Origin of the sequence: Nostoc cf. commune SO-36 (assembly GCF_023734775.1) — a bacterium.
Lineage (GTDB): Bacteria > Cyanobacteriota > Cyanobacteriia > Cyanobacteriales > Nostocaceae > Nostoc > Nostoc commune_A.
Genome location: NZ_AP025732.1, coordinates 6165485 through 6182190 on the forward strand (window position 1 = coordinate 6165485; position 16706 = coordinate 6182190).

The window sequence follows — 16706 nt, forward strand, 5'->3', positions numbered from 1 at the left end:
ATAGCAATGTGGCTCTTAGGACTTACGCACTTAGCTTAGATATTGAAACTAAGAAATGAAAAATAGCACAACGCCCCATGTCAATTACAAAATTCCCAAAAAATGGTTAATTTTGGTTACATTGGCTTTGATATCTGCCTTGTTGCTGGCGATCGCATCTACAGCCTTAAGTATTTACTTGTATGGCAGCAGTACTAATAATATCAAGGCAGATGCAGCAATTGTTTTTAGGAGCCGCAGTTTGGGGACAAGAACATCTCCTGTTTTCAGAGAGCGAATCAATCACGCCATTAACTTATATAAAAATGGATCTGTTAAGACGATTATTTTTACTGGCGGAGTTGGCGAAAGTAATGAACCAGCTGAAGCTATAGTTGGAAAAAATTATGCGATCGCGCAACAGGTAAAAGCTGCTGACATTTTCACTGAAACTCAATCTCGCACAACTCACCAAAACCTCAAAAATGCTTTGGAAGTAGCGAATGCTCACCAATTAACTAAGTTTCTTATTGTTAGCGATCCATTGCATCTGAAGCGAGCCGTATTAATGGCGCGAGGTTTAGGAATGGATGCACATTCGTCTCCCACACCTACTACCCGCTATCGCAGTTTTCACAGTCAGATAGAGTTTTTAAGCCGAGAAACTTATTTTTACTTTGTCTATTTAGTGTTTAAAATCTAGCTTCCGAAACTACAATAACTCTGTGATGGAAAATAACCGTTGTCGGTCTATTTGTTGCAGCTTGATTTTTTCAGCGTAGAATGCCTGATAATAGGATTGATAACGCTCTGGTTCAGCTTCTGGATCAGTTTGTTGCCATAGTTCCAAAAAGTGACGATAGCGTTTTTCCAGCATCACCAAATCCATGCAAGCGATCGCAGCTTGAACCACTTGCGGAGTCCGAAGTATTTCTTTCTGGTTTTTTTCATCCACATGAAATAAATGGGCAATTAATGCCATCTCGCTGCCAAATTCTAAGAACTGGTCTTGCAGGCGGGAAATTAAATTTGGTAGAGACACAAAATTTTTCGTTTCTTCATCACCGGATGAAATTTCTAAAATCTGCTGCCATAAAAATCGGTGGTGGGAAAGGCTAAATTGCAAATCTCTCTCCTCTAGTTCGGCAATAATCAATTGACGCTGTTCGGGGCAATGCAAGTAAATTCGCAATAATAACGCCTCTGCATGTTCTAAAAGACTCCGTTCGGTGGGAAGTGGGGAGTGGGGAGTGGGGAGTGGGGATTTGCTACTTCCCCATGCTTTCTTCGCTGATACGGGTTTAGAGTATGTAGCCGCAGGGGGAGCAATTTGATTTAGCAGATTTTCGACTCGTAGGGGTATAAGTCTGGTATCTCCCAAGCTGAGTATTTCTGCACAGTAGGAAACGTAATAGTTGCGTGTATCGCTGTTAGCGATATTTTTAAGTAATTTGACTATTTGCTGAGTTACTTGTTGAAAATCAGTAGCTTGCTTTAAGTCACGGTCTTGAATAATTTGCTGAATCTGCCAGTCTAGCCAAAGTGGGGCATTTTTTAGCAGTTCTGCATAATCTTCTGGGGTGTGACTATGCAAGTATTCATCAGCATCTTTGCCATCAGGTAAATTGAGAACCTTTAGCTGAACTTCGCCTTTGTATGCTAGTTCGGCAATTTCACCGATTGCCCGTTCTGCCGCATTGGTTCCGGCTTTATCAGCATCAAAGTTGAGTACTAATTGTTTTGATTCGGTGTAGCGTAATATTAACCGGACTTGCTCTAAGCTTAAAGCAGTGCCTAAAGAGGCGACAGCGTTATTAATACCAGCAGCGTGGAGAGCGATCGCATCAAAATATCCCTCTACCACCACAGCTTGATCAAGTTGAGAAATTCCACCCTTGGCTTGATCGAGGGCAAATAATGTTTTACCTTTACTAAAAAGTTCGGTTTCTGGTGAATTCAGATACTTAGGCTGTTCATCAGTCAGAGTTCTACCACCAAAGGCAATGACGCGTCCTTGGACATCGCGGATGGGAATCATTAAGCGATCGCGGAATACATCATAATAACCGCCTCCTTCCTTGCGTGGCTTAATCAATCCCGCTTTTTCTAGTATCTGCACGGGCAAACGTTTATCTTCCACTAGATAACGATAGAGAGTTTCCCAACCTGCGGGGGCGTAACCTAAACCAAATTGCTGTATAGTTTCTTCTTTGAGTTGGCGGTTAGATTGCAAATATTCAAGTGCCTTTTGCCCTTGGGATTGTCTGAGGGCATGTTGATAAAACTGGGCGGACGTTGCCAGAACTTCGTACAACTGCTCACGTAAAGATAGCTGACGCTGTAATTCTTGGCGTTGTTCGGGTTCTAGAGTTTGCACAGGTACTTGGTAACGCCGTGCTAAATCCAGCACCACATCAGCAAAAGAGCGCTTTCCCAACTCCATGACGAACTTAATGGCATTTCCCCCAGCTTGACAGCCAAAGCAATAGTACATTTGCTTGGTCTGGCTGACGGTGAAACTGGGAGATTTCTCATCATGGAAGGGGCACAAACCGACAAAATCCTTTCCACGTTTGCGTAAAACTACGTATTCCGAGACGACATCTACAATATCAGCCCGTAGTTTAACTTCCTCAATTGTGTCTGGGTGCAAGCGGGGGATTTGCATTCTAGTCTATTTATTAATTCATGGGTTGGTAGTTAACACTGCCGTGCGTTTCCCAACTGATAGCTATTATATTCTTGTTGCTAGACCAAGATTGATGTATACAATTGCTTACACTTAATTTTATCAGAGGAAATACTTAAAATGGGACGTATTTTTATATCAGCGGCTCATGGAGGCAGAGAAGCCAGAGGAATCGATCCAGGTGCGATCGCAGGTGGTACAACTGAAGCTAAAGAAATGATTCTGCTGCGCGATTTGATTGTCACAGAACTAAGGGCGCGGAATGTGGAAATTTTGGCAATTCCTGATGACTTGAGCGCCGCCCAAACTATCACCTGGATCAATTCTCGTGCCCGCCGGGGTGATGTTGCCCTAGAAATTGAATCTAATGCGGCTAATAGCCCTTCTGTGCGCGGGGCGGGTGTATTTTACATTGCTAATAATAGCGATCGCAAGAGTAATGCTGAACAACTATTAGTGGGGTTGTTGCGTCGCGTACCCCAATTACCAAATCGGGGAGCCAAGCCAGATACAAATAGTGGATTAGGCAGTTTAGCATTCTGCCGCCAGACAACGCTTCCAGCTTTGGTGATGGAAGTAGGGTTTCTTACCAATCCAGAAGATCGGACTTTGCTGCAAAGTCGTCGTCGTGATTTTGCTTTGGGAATTGCCGACGGATTAGTGACTTGGAGTCGTGTCATTGACCCCACTCCTGGAACTCCAGTGGAAGCAAATTATCCGCCAATTAATATTAATATTAATGGACAAAATTACTCAGAGCAAGGAGTTTTAGTTAATGGTAATGCTTACATTCCCATTGATTTAGTAGACCGTTTACGGATTGACCTTTCCAAAACGGCTAATGTCAATCGAATTACCTATCGCAAAGTAGTTTATGTGAAAGCGATCGAACTGCGAGATTTTAATGTTGCAGTCACTTGGGATGCTGCAACGCGTACTGTTAGCTTGCGATCGAATTTGGTGGTTTGCCCTGGTGAGTTTTCGCGGGTGATGTCGAACGGTAACACATCCGAATTACAGTTACAATTATTCTTGAAAAATAATAATGAAAATGCTTTGGTAAATTTCCCTGATATTCCCAAACTTTATCGGGAAGAAGCAGGTATAGAAGGAGTGAACTATGATATTTCCTTTTGCCAAATGTGTGTAGAAACTGGATTTTTACGGTTTGGTAGTGATATTAGACCTGAGCAAAATAACTTTGCAGGCTTAGGTGCGATCGGTGGCGGTTCTGAGGCTGCGTCTTTTCCAAGTGCCAGAATTGGAGTGAGGGCACACATTCAACATTTAAAAGCTTACGCTAGTTTAGAACCTTTGGTACAAGAAGTAGTAGATCCAAGATTTCGCTTTGTCACACGCGGGATTGCGCCATTAATTGAACAGCTATCAGGGCGGTGGTCAGCAGATTTGGATTATGGTACAAAAATTTCAGCAATGCTCAAACGATTATATGAATCAGCAGGACTTCTTTGAGTTACGCAAGAGTTTTCCAGTTCATCAATCCCTGTATTGTCACTACGTGAGTTATTAGAGCAGTTAGCATTGCTTGAGAAGCCTCAAAATTAGTAAATACAGAATTTTATTCATTCGTAGCGAATTAAATTGGTTATACGCTGCATTAACAATGCATCGACTTGCATTGTTAATGCGTCAGCTTGCCTTATCAATGCGTTCCCCGACATAAAAACGCTACGCTTTTAGGCAAAACTGTACTAAAATTTTGCACAATGCGATCGCAAACGTGGTCTGCTTCAGCACAAAAATGCCGTAAAGTTAGTAAACTTGATAGCAATTTAAGAAGACAGACCGTGATCGTTCCATCAGGCAGTAGAGCGTTAGTAGCAAGTCATAACAGTAGTTTAGAGTTTACCAGCCTCGCCAAACTATTAAGTGGAAACTTGCTTGCAGAAGTGGATCTTCATCGGGCTGTAGTAAGTTTAAAGCTAAAGCAAGCCAAAAAAGGAGCGATGGGTCAGTTTCTGACCCCCGCCTCAGTAGCTCAATTAATGGCTGAGATGTTTAATCGGCTGGATTTGCCTGAAATATCCTTGCTTGATGCTGGAGCCGGAATCGGTTCATTACTTGCGGCTTTTGTGGAAAAAGTATGTCAGCAGCGAAAACCCACATCAAGTTTGCGCGTTGTAGCTTATGAAATAGACCCTTTTCTAATTGGATATTTGCAGCAGACTCTAGAACTATGTAAGAGGAAATGTGAAAATATTGGTATTTCCTTCAATTACGAAATTCGTGAGACTGATTTTATTGAAGATGCAGTCAGGCTGCAAAAGCTTGGTTTATTGAATAGTGCGATGCCTACGGCGGTAAACTACGCAACAGAATTTACTCATGCTATTCTTAACCCGCCTTATTTGAAAATAAATGCTAATTCTAAGGTGCGCGAATTGCTGCGTTCCATCGGTTTAGAAACTAGCAATCTTTATACTGGTTTTATGGCTGCTACAGCGCAACTTCTAAAACCAAGTGGGGAGTTTGTAGCGATTACCCCGCGCAGTTTTTGCAATGGGCCATATTTTCGTGACTTCCGCAAGATGTTTTTAGAGATGATGGCTTTAGAGCAAGTACATCTTTTTGAATCGCGGCAAGAAGCATTTAGCGATGATGATGTTTTGCAAGAAACTATCATTATCCAAGCTACAAAACAAAGGCAAAAATATCGCAGCGTCATCGTAAATACTAGCTCTGGCGCTAATGATGACTTGATAATGTCACACTCTGTACCATATACAGCCCTAGTTCACCCTAATGATTTAGATCAGTTTATTCATATTATTCCAGACAATATTAGCCAGCAAATCGTTCAGAGAATGGCACTTTTAAGCTGTACATTGAGCGATTTAGGGCTAACAATCTCAACCGGAAGGGTAATAGATTTCCGAGCAAAAGAGTATTTAAGGGCAAATCCAGAAAACAATACTGTTCCATTAATTTATCCAGTGAATTTATCGAATGGATATGTAGAGTACCCAAAAATAACTAAAAAGCCTCAAGCGATAGTAAATATAGAAGAAACAACGAATCTTCTAATACCAAATGAGCATTACGTCTTATGTAAAAGATTTTCATCGAAAGAAGAAAAAAGGCGTGTTGTTGCGGTGGTTTATAATGCCAACCAATTTAATTATGGTTATGTTGGCTTTGAAAATCACTTGAATTACTTTCACAAAGATGGGCGTGGACTCAGCCTTACCTTAGCTCGTGGGCTTGCTATTTATCTCAATTCAACCCTAGTTGATGCTTTTTTTCGGTTGTTCAATGGGCATACTCAGGTCAATGCAACAGATTTGCGAAAATTAAAATACCCTAATTTGTCACAGCTATTGTCTTTAGGAACAGGATTTCAAGAGCAGTTTCCTTCTTTGCGGGAAATTGATGAACTTATTGAAAATAAGCTAATGAGTATGTCGAATCTGTCAGAGAATAATCCAATTGCTACTAAGTCTCGAATTGATGAAGCGCTGCAAATCTTGACACAATTGGGCTTTCCACGGGCACAGCTTAACGAACGTTCAGCTTTAACTCTCCTGGCGTTGCTTGACTTAAAACCGACAGACTCTTGGCAATTAGCCACTTTCCCTTTGATGGGAATTACCCCGATGATGAACTTTATGGCTCAACATTATGGCAAAACCTATAAGCCCAACACACGGGAAACAGTTCGCCGACAGACAGTACATCAATTTTTGGATGCAGCTTTAATAGTTGCTAATCCAGATGATTTAAGCCGCCCTATTAACAGTCCCAAAACCGTATATCAAATTGAAAATAGTGCGCTAGAACTATTAAGAAGCTACGGTACTGACGAATGGCAAAATAGTATTTGCACTTACCTTGCTTCAGTTGAAACTCTAAAAAAGCAATATGCTCAAGAACGCGAAATATCCCGTATTCCCATAATAATTAACGGAGAAATTAAAACTTTATCGCCAGGTGGCCAGAATATTCTAATTGAAAAAATTATTAATGATTTTGCCCCTCGTTTTACTCCTGGTGGAAAGCTTATTTATATTGGTGATACAGATGAAAAGTTTGCCCACTTCGATGAAACAGCATTGACAGATTTGGGCGTTAACATTGATTCTCACGGCAAAATGCCAGATGTGATTATTCACTTCACAACAAATAACTGGTTGGTGCTGATTGAAGCTGTAACCTCACACGGCCCCATTAATCCTAAACGGAAGAAAGAACTTGAAGTGTTATTCCGAGATGTCCAAATACCACTGGTGATGGTAACAACATTTCTCAGCCGTAAGGCAATGGTAGGATATCTGGCAGATATTGCTTGGGAAACAGATGTTTGGGTTGCTGATGATTCAACTCACCTGATTCATTTCAATGGTGAATATCTATTGCAGGCTTACCAAATTGAAGTCGCTGAACAGGAAAGCGACCATACTTGAGAGCGGTTAAACCTGAATCAAATTACTTTCTTACATATCTTGTTTATATTCTTCTAACAATTGCGGAATGTGATCATATCCATCTACACCGATAACTGCAATAATTTTCGGGCGATGTTGCTGTAATAATTTTTGGAAAGCTTCTGCCCCTATTTGTCCTTGTAAAATTGTTAACAACCCTGCTGGTTGTCGCCATTCACGAGAAGCAATTTGCTCCAAAAGATACATTCCCAAGCAGCCAGTATAAACAGTTTTTTCGGAATTTTGTAGATGATAATAAGCTTCCGCTAAATAAGCTAAGTTCCGCCCTTGGAGATACAAATCACCAGAAAGTTGCGCTGTTTTAAAACCATCTTCAAGATATTTAATTGCACTTTGGTGTTCTCCAATTACTAGATAGGCAATTCCTAAGCTGCTGACACATAAGGCTTTACTTTGAATATCGCCTAATTTTTCTGATAATTTTAAACCTTGTTCCAAATAGTTAATTGCAGCTTGGTATGTTTCTGGTTCTAGGTTTTCTAGTTCCTGAGCTTGCATGACTTCGCTGTAACCTAAATTTACCAGCGCGTTTGCTTCTCCGGTGCGATCGCCTGCTTGCCGACTCAATATTAATCCTCGTTGACTGTTGCTAATTGCCTCAGCATAATTTTGCTGTTGCACGTAAGTACGGCTGAGGTGGTTGAGATTGGCAATTTCACAGGTGCGATCGCCTGCATTCCTAGCTATCTCTAGCGCCTGCTGATGAAAATCAATAGAGCGCTGGTATTGTCCCAAAGCACGCTGAGAATAGCCTAAAAGTGTCAAAATACGCGCCTTTTCTTGGGTTCCCTCGCCTCGTCGTAGCGGTTCATCCAAATAATCTAAGGCATCTCGTAAATAAGTACCAGTAAAAGAGGCGAAAATCCCGCCGTAAAAGGGAAAATACGGACGCTGGGCAAAGGTTCGCAAAATCTGGAGCATGATTTGAGAACAGGCATCCCTGTATACTGTGCTAATGCTGCCAAAACCACTTGCTAACTGACTCCAAATCACTGCAAAGGTCAAGAAAGTGGAAATGGACAACTTTGGCCCGGCTTTAACATCGTAAGCTTGTTGGTCAAACCAGTTAATTAATCCCCGTTGCAAGAACTGTAAAATCAATGCCATTTCCACCCAATCTCTAAGGGTGATGCCCCGTTGTTGTTGGGCAAACTCAATTGCCGATTCTTCCCTAGCTAAGGTGCGAAGCAGTGCTTTGGGTAACTCACTATTGAGTTGTTTCGCCCAACTTGCCCAAGGGCCACGTTCTCCTGGTACGCCGCCAAATCCTAGAGATTCTTTTTGCTCGTACATCCAACTGAGCAAGTTGTCTTGTAATCGCTGCCAAGAAGCTAAACCACGGGTAATACCTTCGGAAAATTGTTGTAAATCAGAATCTACCTGAGCAAATTGCAGCAATGCTTTTGATAACTGCTTTAGCTGTTTTAAATTTAGCGGATACTTCTGATTGGGGTCAGTAACCCGGATAAATGCCGCCAGACGCTCCTCAGCAGTGGCTGTGGTAATTTCTGAAGCTGCGAAGACAATCGCTTCTGTGGCTTTGTTTTGCTCTTGCCAGCGTTGCCATTGACTTTGAATGGTTTTAATGGCTCTCAAGCTCCGAGTCGCCTTGGCTTTTTTGAGTTCGTCTTTTTGGCTATCTACTTGGTTTTGGAGGGCATTCAGGCGATCGCTCAAAGCTAGCTCAAATACTTCCCCTGTACCGGAAGTAATTCCTTTCAGCAGCATTTGATACACCTGTTCTACAGAGCTAATTTTGCCCTTGAGGGTGGTTTCAACAATTTCATCGATTAAGGCAAGATAGCGATCGCTTAATGGCAGAGAGTCTGGCACTTTGGCTATTAGGAGAATGTCACGTCAATTCTAATTCTAGTCTTGGCAGACTACTAGTAGCTTACTAAAGGAGAAAAATGGCAGCAAGGTTTTCCCAAATCCGTGAAAAGTAAATTGTTTTTACTCTGAGCATAAAATAATATTGATCGGCTGATAAGTAATCAACTACTTGTGGAAGATAAACACTCCACAAAACAAACAATTTATAAACAAACCATGAGGTAATTAAGTATGATTCATCACATATCTATTTCTGTGCAAAATCCCCAGCACGTTGCCCAAGTTCTGGCTGAAGTCATTAACGGGCAAGCTTTTCCCTTTTTCCCTAATCCAGGTAGCTATATGGTTTTTCCCCTTGACGAACATGGAACGGGGATTGAACTTTATCCGTTAAAAACTCAGCTAATGCCTGGTGAGGGAGATAACCAGTGTATGTTTGCAGAAAATGCTACTCCTTCTGGGTTTACGGCTACTCATGCAGCAATCTCTGTTTCTTCAACTCAAGAAAAAATTGAGTTGATTGGCAAACGCGAAGGTTGGAGAGTATTACGTTGTAACCGTGACTCTTTTTTGATGTTATTGAGTTCTGGCTAGAAAACAAAGTCATGATAGAACTACTCACACCGGAAATGTCGGCTCAATATTTAGCGGTAACGCAGCCAGAAAATTTGAAGAAAATTTTTAATTCATAACTCTGCTACTGCTAATTTCACAACACCAATTACTAAATTAAAAAGTAAAAAAGATAAATCCTAGTATTGTTTAGCAGTGCTAGGATTTACTTTTAGGAATTAAGGCTTCAATTCCCTCAACATACCAATTCATCGCCAGTTGTTGCTTATCATCCAACACCTTACCTTTGGGTACTCGCACCACGCCTTTTTGGTCTTTCACTGGCCTATCAAAAGGATGTGCAGTACCTTGAATAAACTCATCGCGCTTTGCATTCACTAGTTGTTGCACATCAGCCGATATTTACTTAATTTTAGCTTTTTACTTTTGTTTTAGAGTCGCCAACCCCCAGAAGTGGCTGGAAAAATATGCAAAGAAGCAGGGTTGAAAGTAAAAAAATGCTAATTTTTAAACTTTGGAAAGTATATCATGTATCATGTCCCGATTGCAGATAATCTACGAGAAACTACTGGTAAAACTATTAACTAAATATAGGAATCGTATTTGATTTTTGAAATTATCTGCGTAGGCGGGGAGTGGGGAGTAGGGAGTAGGGAGTAGAGAATTAGGCTTTTCAGTCTCAGTATGTTTTCAGAAATCAAATCGGAGTCCTATATCTGTTTACAGTTCGGAAAAACTAGTCAACAACCATGAATTTATTTGAACTTTTAGCAGGGGAAGACAATCATTCAGCCCTAGTCACACCCGAAGGGCGATCGCTAACTTATAAGCAATTGCGCGAGAATGTTATTGGGCTAGTATCCCAACTCAACAGCTTTGGATTGAAACGAGGAGAACGTATTGCCATTGCCATGACTAATGGTTCACCAATGGCGATTACCTTTTTGGCTGCCGCCCTATGTGGCACTGCTGCACCCTTGAATCCCAAATATAAACAAGAAGAATTTGCCTTTTACTACAAAGATACCCAGGCAAAAGCACTGATTACGTTGTCTGAGGGGGCAGAAGCAGCCATTGCCGCCGTCACACCTGATATGATGCTGATTAATGCCAAGGTAAATACTGACGGCACATTAAGCTTTGAATTAGTCAAAGAGAAACTTCCTCCTTGCTCCCAGCTAAGAGCTCCCTTGCCTGAGTCTGATGATCTGGCGATGATTCTCCATACTAGCGGCACTACCAGTCGTCCCAAGCGTGTACCGATTCGTCATCGCAACTTAATCGCTTCAGCCGGCAACCTCATCGGTGCTTACTCACTCAGCGCAGCTGACACTACACTTTGCCTAATGCCTCTATTCCACATTCACGGATTGGTGGGCTGTTTGCTGGCAACTCTGGGATCAGGCGGTACACTAGTTTGTCCCAATGGCTTTAATGCCTTGGAGTTTTGGAAACTGGTAGATACCTACAAACCCACTTGGTATTCCGCAGCGCCAACCATGCACCAGACAATTTTGGCACGCGCTAGCCGCAACACAGAAATTGTCAAAGCTAACCGCTTTCGTTTCATTCGCTCTAGTAGTGCTTCCTTGCCGCCAATTATCATTGAACAGCTAGAGGCAACTCTCAATGCTCCAGTGGTGGAATCTTATAGCATGACTGAAGCATCTCACTTAATGACCACCAACCCCCTACCGCCAAAAGTGCGGAAACCAGGTACTGTAGGTTATGGGTTTGGCGTAGAAGTGGGCATTATGGATTCTGAAGGTAACTTATTATCTCAGGGAAGCTTGGGTGAGGTGGTGGTAAAAGCACCCAATGTTATAGATGGATACGAAAACAACCCAGAAGCTAACGCCACAGCTTTTGTAAACGGTTGGTTCCGCACTGGAGATCAGGGTACTGTGGATGAAGACGGCTATCTCCGTTTGACTGGACGCATTAAAGAATTGATTAATCGGGGTGGGGAAAAAATTTCTCCCTTAGAAGTGGATGATGTTTTGCTACGCCATCCCGCCGTCGCCGAAGCCTTAGCCTTTGCCGTCCCCCACAAATCTTTAGGAGAAGATATCCACGCGGCTGTGGTGCTAAAAGCAGAAGCTAGCGAAAAAGAACTTTTAGCTCACTGTTCAACTATGCTGGCAGACTTCAAAGTTCCCAAGCAAGTTCACATTTTAGAGCAACTACCTCGTGGTGCTACCGGGAAACTGCAACGGTTAGCGATCGCAAAATTGCTTAATATTGGGGAGTAGGGAGTGGAGAGTAAGGGAAGCAGGGGGAGCAGGGGAGGCAGGGGGAAATAACCAATCCCCAATCCCTATTATTTTCAATTGGGAATTGTTAAGACTTTGTTTTCGCTTAAAAAGTCTTGAATGTGGTTGACAAATTCTTCTAATTCTGAAATTAAGTTAGTAGTATCTCTCAGGTCTTGATTGTTAGCTAGTTGTTCTAATTTGTTAGCTGCTAAATACATAGCTGTGTCTCCAATGTTGCTGCTAGCGCCTTTAAGGTGATGGGCTTCTCGCGCTATTTGTCTAAAGTCATTATGTGCGATCGCTATTTTAATTGTCTCTAAACGGGGTTTAATATCTTCAACGCATAAATGCAATAGATTTAATTCAAAGTCTTGATCGTTTCCCGATATTTGATGCAAGTGTTCCCAATTAATTGCTAGGTTAACTTTGCCGTTATTTGTGGTAGAAACTGTCTGTTCATGCACAACTTCCTTTTGTTGGGAGAGGATCACGCCTGTCCACTGCTCCAGAATCGCAGCCAATTTTTCTTTAAATACTGGCTTGCTCAGATAACCGTCCATGCCTGCACTTAGACATCTTTCTTCATCTTGTTTCATCGCATTAGCCGTCATCGCAATCACTATAGGACGACGACGCAGGGCAAAAGCATCCTCTTGCCAACGATGAATTTCTTTTGTGGTTTCTAAGCCGTCGAGAATTGGCATTTGGCAATCCATTAGAATCAAATCATAAGGAATTTTTTCTAATAGCTGTAAAACTTCTTTGCCGTTAGCAACGACATCGGCTTTGTAGCCCAAACTCTGGAGTTGCTTCAAAGCTACTTTCTGATTCACCAAATTATCTTCAGCTAACAGAATTCTTAACTTGGCTTTAGCAGATACGTTAGCAGCAGAGGAAGTAAGAATGCCTGAAGTTTCAGTACTCTGAATTTCTTCAGTAGCTTCTAACCTCAAGCCTCTAGCCTCTTGTTCTGATTCCGGCTGAGTTTCTAAAATTGTCATGATGGTATTGAGAAGTCGTGATGGCTTGATGGGTTTTACTAAATAAGCAGCAAATCCGATTTTGAGCGCTTGCTGTACTTCATCCCGTTGATTAGTAGAGGCGAGCATAATTAAAGGTATCTTGGCAATTCCAGAATTGGCTTGAATTTGTTCGTTTATTGCCATGCCAGAAGTTTGGGGTATTTGCATATCAACCAAAGCGACATCATAAGATTTGCCTTGCTCACAAGCTTGCTGAATAACTTTGATAGCCGCAGCAATACTGTCAGCTTGATCTACTTCCATTCCCCAATGAGTCGCTTGATGGTGAATAATTTTGCAATTAGTGGCGTTGTTAGCAACCATTAACAAGTGGCGATCGCGCAAAATTGTGCGATCATCGCATTGTGGCAAAACAGGCTCAATTTGCTTTGTAAAAAGCACCTCAAACCAAAACTTAGATCCTTTCCCCATCTCACTTTCTACCCCAATTACTCCTCCCATTAAAGTCACCAGTTGTTTACAGATGGCTAATCCTAAGCCAGTACCACCATACTTGCGAGTTGTAGAAGCATCGACTTGGGTAAATGGCATAAATAGTTTGCGTTGGTCTTCAGGGCTAATGCCAAGACCTGTATCTGTGATCGCAAAATGGATTGTGGCTGTATTGGAGGAAAGCGATCGCAATTCGGCTTGCACTAATATTTCACCAGCGCTGGTGAACTTGATAGCGTTGCTGATTAAGTTCATGAGAATTTGCCGCAGTCTACCATTATCTCCTTTGAGTTGCGTGGGGACGTTATGCTCAATTAGTGCAGCAATTTCTAATCCCTTGTTATGGGCTGAGGAAGCTAATAATTCCACCACTTCTTCTACACAAGTGGATAGGTCAAAATCTAGAGTTTCGAGAGCCATCTCTCCAGCCTCAAGTTTGGAAAGATCCAAAATCTCGTTGATTAAACTTAAAAGAGCATCTCCACTAATGCGAATTGTTTCTATAAAATCTCGCTGTTCTGGGTCTAAGGGAGTATCTAACACTAAACTAGTCATCCCCAATACAGCGTTCATCGGAGTGCGAATTTCATGACTTATATTTGCCAAAAAGGCACTTTTAGTCTGAGAAGCTAATTCGGCTTGGCGACGGGCTATTTCAAGTTCTTGTCGCTGACGAGTTTCTGCTGCTAATAGGTGAGCTTGGGCTAAGGCAATACCTACTTGATCGGCTATTTGCCGCAAAAGATGAGTTTCAAAACTAGACCAATGGTGGGAATCGTCACACTGATGAACTATCAGCAAACCGCGAACTTCTTCTTTGACAAGAATGGGCACAACCAAATTTACTTTGACCCCAAACTGTTGCATTAATTCCAGATAGCTTTGTTCGACTTCCAGCAGATCCAAGTTAGCCAACTCTAAAATCTGTCCTTGACGGTACTGCTGTAAATAGTGTTGTTGTAGATATTCTGCTTGGAAGTAGGGGGGGGTAATGTTTTGCTCTTTAATTGCTGGTAAGCCAGAAACTACTGCTTCAATGACGGTGGTTGCAGACTCATCTGGCAAAAGCTGATAGATTAAAACTCGGTCAGTCTGGAGAATCTTTTGTACCTCCTCGACAGTGGTTTGAAGAATTTCTTCGATTTGCAAAGACTGGCGAATTTTGAGGGTGATTTCGGTAAATAGTTGCGATCGCAAGTTTTGGCGTTGTATTTCTTCTTCAGCTTGTTTACGCTGGATAAATTGCCCCACTTGCTCACCGATATAATTCATCGTTTTTACTAAATCTTCGTCAAGCTGCTGGATTTCACAATTGAAGCAGGTAATAACACCAAGGATTTTATTACCACTGCGGATTGGAAAACCAAAAGCTGCATGTAGTCCTACTTGAGCCGAAATTTGAAAATTAGGGTAATTAATATCTTTAACGATATCAGCGATCCAAACAGGTTCACAACTCGCCCAAACCCGTCCAGGCAATCCGATTCCTGGCGCAAAGGTGGTTTGCCGCTTCAGTGATTTAAACTCTTCTTGCATCTCAAGGGATGCTTTATGCCAGATATCGAGCAAACGCAGCACATTCACTTGCTCATCGACCATCCAAATTTCACCCAAATCCCATCCCAAACTCTCGCAGATCCCTTGCAAGATTTGGCGAGTAGCTTCGCTCGTCGTGGCAGACTCAGCTAAGACGCGGGTGTGTAGCATATTGTGCAGTTAAATGCTTTTGGGCGCGTTTGCGTAAGCGAAGCTCGTCGGAGACATCGGTGATATCAGTGCCAGTAACAACAATGTATTCAATACAATCTTCATAGTCTTTGAGAATAGTGTTTGACCAAGCGATTAGCCGCCGACTACCATTCTTCATTAGCCAATAATTTTCGTACTCATTGGGGAGTTGATCAGTTACCAATTGCTCAAAAACTGCTTTGACCGGCTCCACCTCTTCAGGAAAGTAGGAGCAAGTTCCAGAAACTATCTACCTCTCACCTCATCGAAGGAGTAACCTGTTGTTTGTTCACAAGCTTGATTGAAACGAACAATTTGCCCTTGAGAATCGAGAACTATCACTAAGGCGCTGGTTGTATCCAATACTGCTGAGATAAAATTGCGTTCTTGGTTTAAGGCTTCTTCTGTTCTCTTACGCTCAATAAACTCACGAATAGATCAAGTAGTAGACTACAGCAAGAACAATAAAACTTAAGCTTATGGCGATCGCAAGTGCCAGAATTGTGTTCCGATTGCTAGCCTTTTTTGCTTGTGACTGCTGCTGAAGTCTTTCCCCTTTCCTCGTTTTCCATCTCATTGATCATCTTGCGGATATCACCCATGAGATTTTGTTCATTATTTCTCATTAGTACTTGCAACGCCATCTCTAATCCCTTGTCTTGGCGCAAGTCGATAGCCTGTTTTAGTTGAGCAAGTTTAGCTGTTATAAGAAATTCAAGCGTTGCAATCTGCTTTTGTTGGTTTGGTTGATTTGCTGTTAACCTCTTCAGGTTAGCAATTTCTTGCTTGACGTTAATAAGTGCTACTTTATACGGTTTTAGATAAAGTTTTTTTTCAGTGAAAACGTAACTACTTTGTGCAATTTCAGCATCTTTTATTTGGGATAGTAGTTTTTCTACACTGTTAATTTTTTTATAAGTATTTTTTACTGTAGTAGTGCGATTATTAGTAGATTTTCTTATATTTTGATCAGAAACCACGCCAATCAAAACTAAAATTGCCGAAGCCAAACCAAAACCTGCTACTATCTTTTTTAAAAATTGCTTGCGTACCTTTTGCGACTGTTTACTTTTCTTAGTAACAAGTACCAAATTTGCTAAATTCCGGCGCAATTCTAGTTGCTTGATGGCTTGACGACCTAAATTTTGTAATGCCTCCACTTGTTCTGGAGTAAGTTCTCGTGGTACATAATCAATTACACACAATGTTCCTAGCGTGTATCCCTCAGGGTTAATCAGAGGTACACTGGCATAAAACCGAATATATGGGTCAGATGTTACCAGTGGGTTGGTAGCAAACCGTTCGTCATCTGTTGTATCAGGTACAACAAAAACATCAGGCTGGAGAATAGCATGGGCACAGAATGCAAAATCTCGGTGTGTTTGTAGGACATGGAAACCGACTTTTGACTTAAACCACTGGCGATTTGTATCAATTAAGCTAATTAAAGCAACAGGAGTCTGACAAATATAGGAGGCTAAACGGGTGAGGTCATCAAAGGCGGCTTCAGATGGTGTATCGAGAATCTTATATTGCAAAAGCGCCTCAATTCTCTGGGCTTCGTTATCAGGTAATGGTGCTTTCATCCTTAAGCCTTATCTACATTCTGGGGTTGGGGAAGGTGTGCCCCCTCTGGGAATAAGGGGTAATGGGGACTGGGGATTGGAAGTTAGGGAGAATTATTAAAAAAGAAGTCCTTATTTTGTTTCCT

Annotated in this window: 6 protein-coding genes and 3 pseudogenes; 5 read left to right on the plus strand and 4 right to left on the minus strand. The window is 41.8% G+C overall.

All coding sequences use genetic code 11. The annotated features are described in order from the left end of the window. The first annotated feature begins 55 nt into the window (after positions 1 to 55). On the plus strand, positions 56 to 682 hold the full coding sequence (locus ANSO36C_RS27865) for a YdcF family protein (RefSeq protein WP_251957403.1): 627 nt from the start codon (positions 56 to 58) through the stop codon (positions 680 to 682). Between the two features lie 9 nt (positions 683 to 691). Here the strand turns inward: ANSO36C_RS27865 and dnaG are convergent, their stop codons facing one another. Further along, positions 692 to 2647, minus strand: coding sequence for a DNA primase (dnaG, locus tag ANSO36C_RS27870; protein ID WP_251957404.1), 1956 nt, complete (start codon positions 2645 to 2647; stop codon positions 692 to 694). A gap of 141 nt (positions 2648 to 2788) precedes the next feature. Here dnaG and tftA point away from each other — a divergent pair, with 141 nt between their 5' ends. Further along, the gene (gene tftA / locus ANSO36C_RS27875) at positions 2789 to 4141 is read left to right on the plus strand and encodes a hormogonium tapered terminus morphoprotein TftA (protein WP_251957405.1); all 1353 of its coding nucleotides are present in this window, start codon (positions 2789 to 2791) and stop codon (positions 4139 to 4141) included. A 254-nt stretch (positions 4142 to 4395) separates the two neighbouring features. Then, positions 4396 to 7089: a BsuBI/PstI family type II restriction endonuclease gene (locus ANSO36C_RS27880; protein WP_251957406.1), complete on the plus strand. Its 2694-nt coding sequence runs from the start codon at positions 4396 to 4398 to the stop codon at positions 7087 to 7089. Positions 7090 to 7119: 30 nt separating this feature from the next. On the opposite strand, the gene ANSO36C_RS27885 is transcribed toward ANSO36C_RS27880, so the two are convergent. Next, positions 7120 to 8964: a tetratricopeptide repeat protein gene (locus ANSO36C_RS27885; protein ID WP_251957407.1), complete on the minus strand. Its 1845-nt coding sequence runs from the start codon at positions 8962 to 8964 to the stop codon at positions 7120 to 7122. 231 nt (positions 8965 to 9195) lie between these two features. Here ANSO36C_RS27885 and ANSO36C_RS27890 point away from each other — a divergent pair. Beyond that, a pseudogene (locus ANSO36C_RS27890) lies at positions 9196 to 9656 on the plus strand (hypothetical protein). 79 nt (positions 9657 to 9735) lie between these two features. Here ANSO36C_RS27890 and ANSO36C_RS27895 read toward each other — a convergent pair. Continuing rightward, positions 9736 to 9939 (minus strand): annotated as a pseudogene (locus ANSO36C_RS27895) (BMP family ABC transporter substrate-binding protein); the annotation flags it as partial. Positions 9940 to 10286: 347 nt separating this feature from the next. Between ANSO36C_RS27895 and ANSO36C_RS27900 the strand changes: the two are divergent. Continuing rightward, positions 10287 to 11789: an acyl--CoA ligase gene (locus ANSO36C_RS27900; protein WP_251957408.1), complete on the plus strand. Its 1503-nt coding sequence runs from the start codon at positions 10287 to 10289 to the stop codon at positions 11787 to 11789. Positions 11790 to 11863: 74 nt separating this feature from the next. Here ANSO36C_RS27900 and ANSO36C_RS27905 read toward each other — a convergent pair. Next, positions 11864 to 16581, minus strand: a pseudogene (locus ANSO36C_RS27905) (GAF domain-containing protein). Between the last annotated feature and the right edge of the window lie 125 nt (positions 16582 to 16706).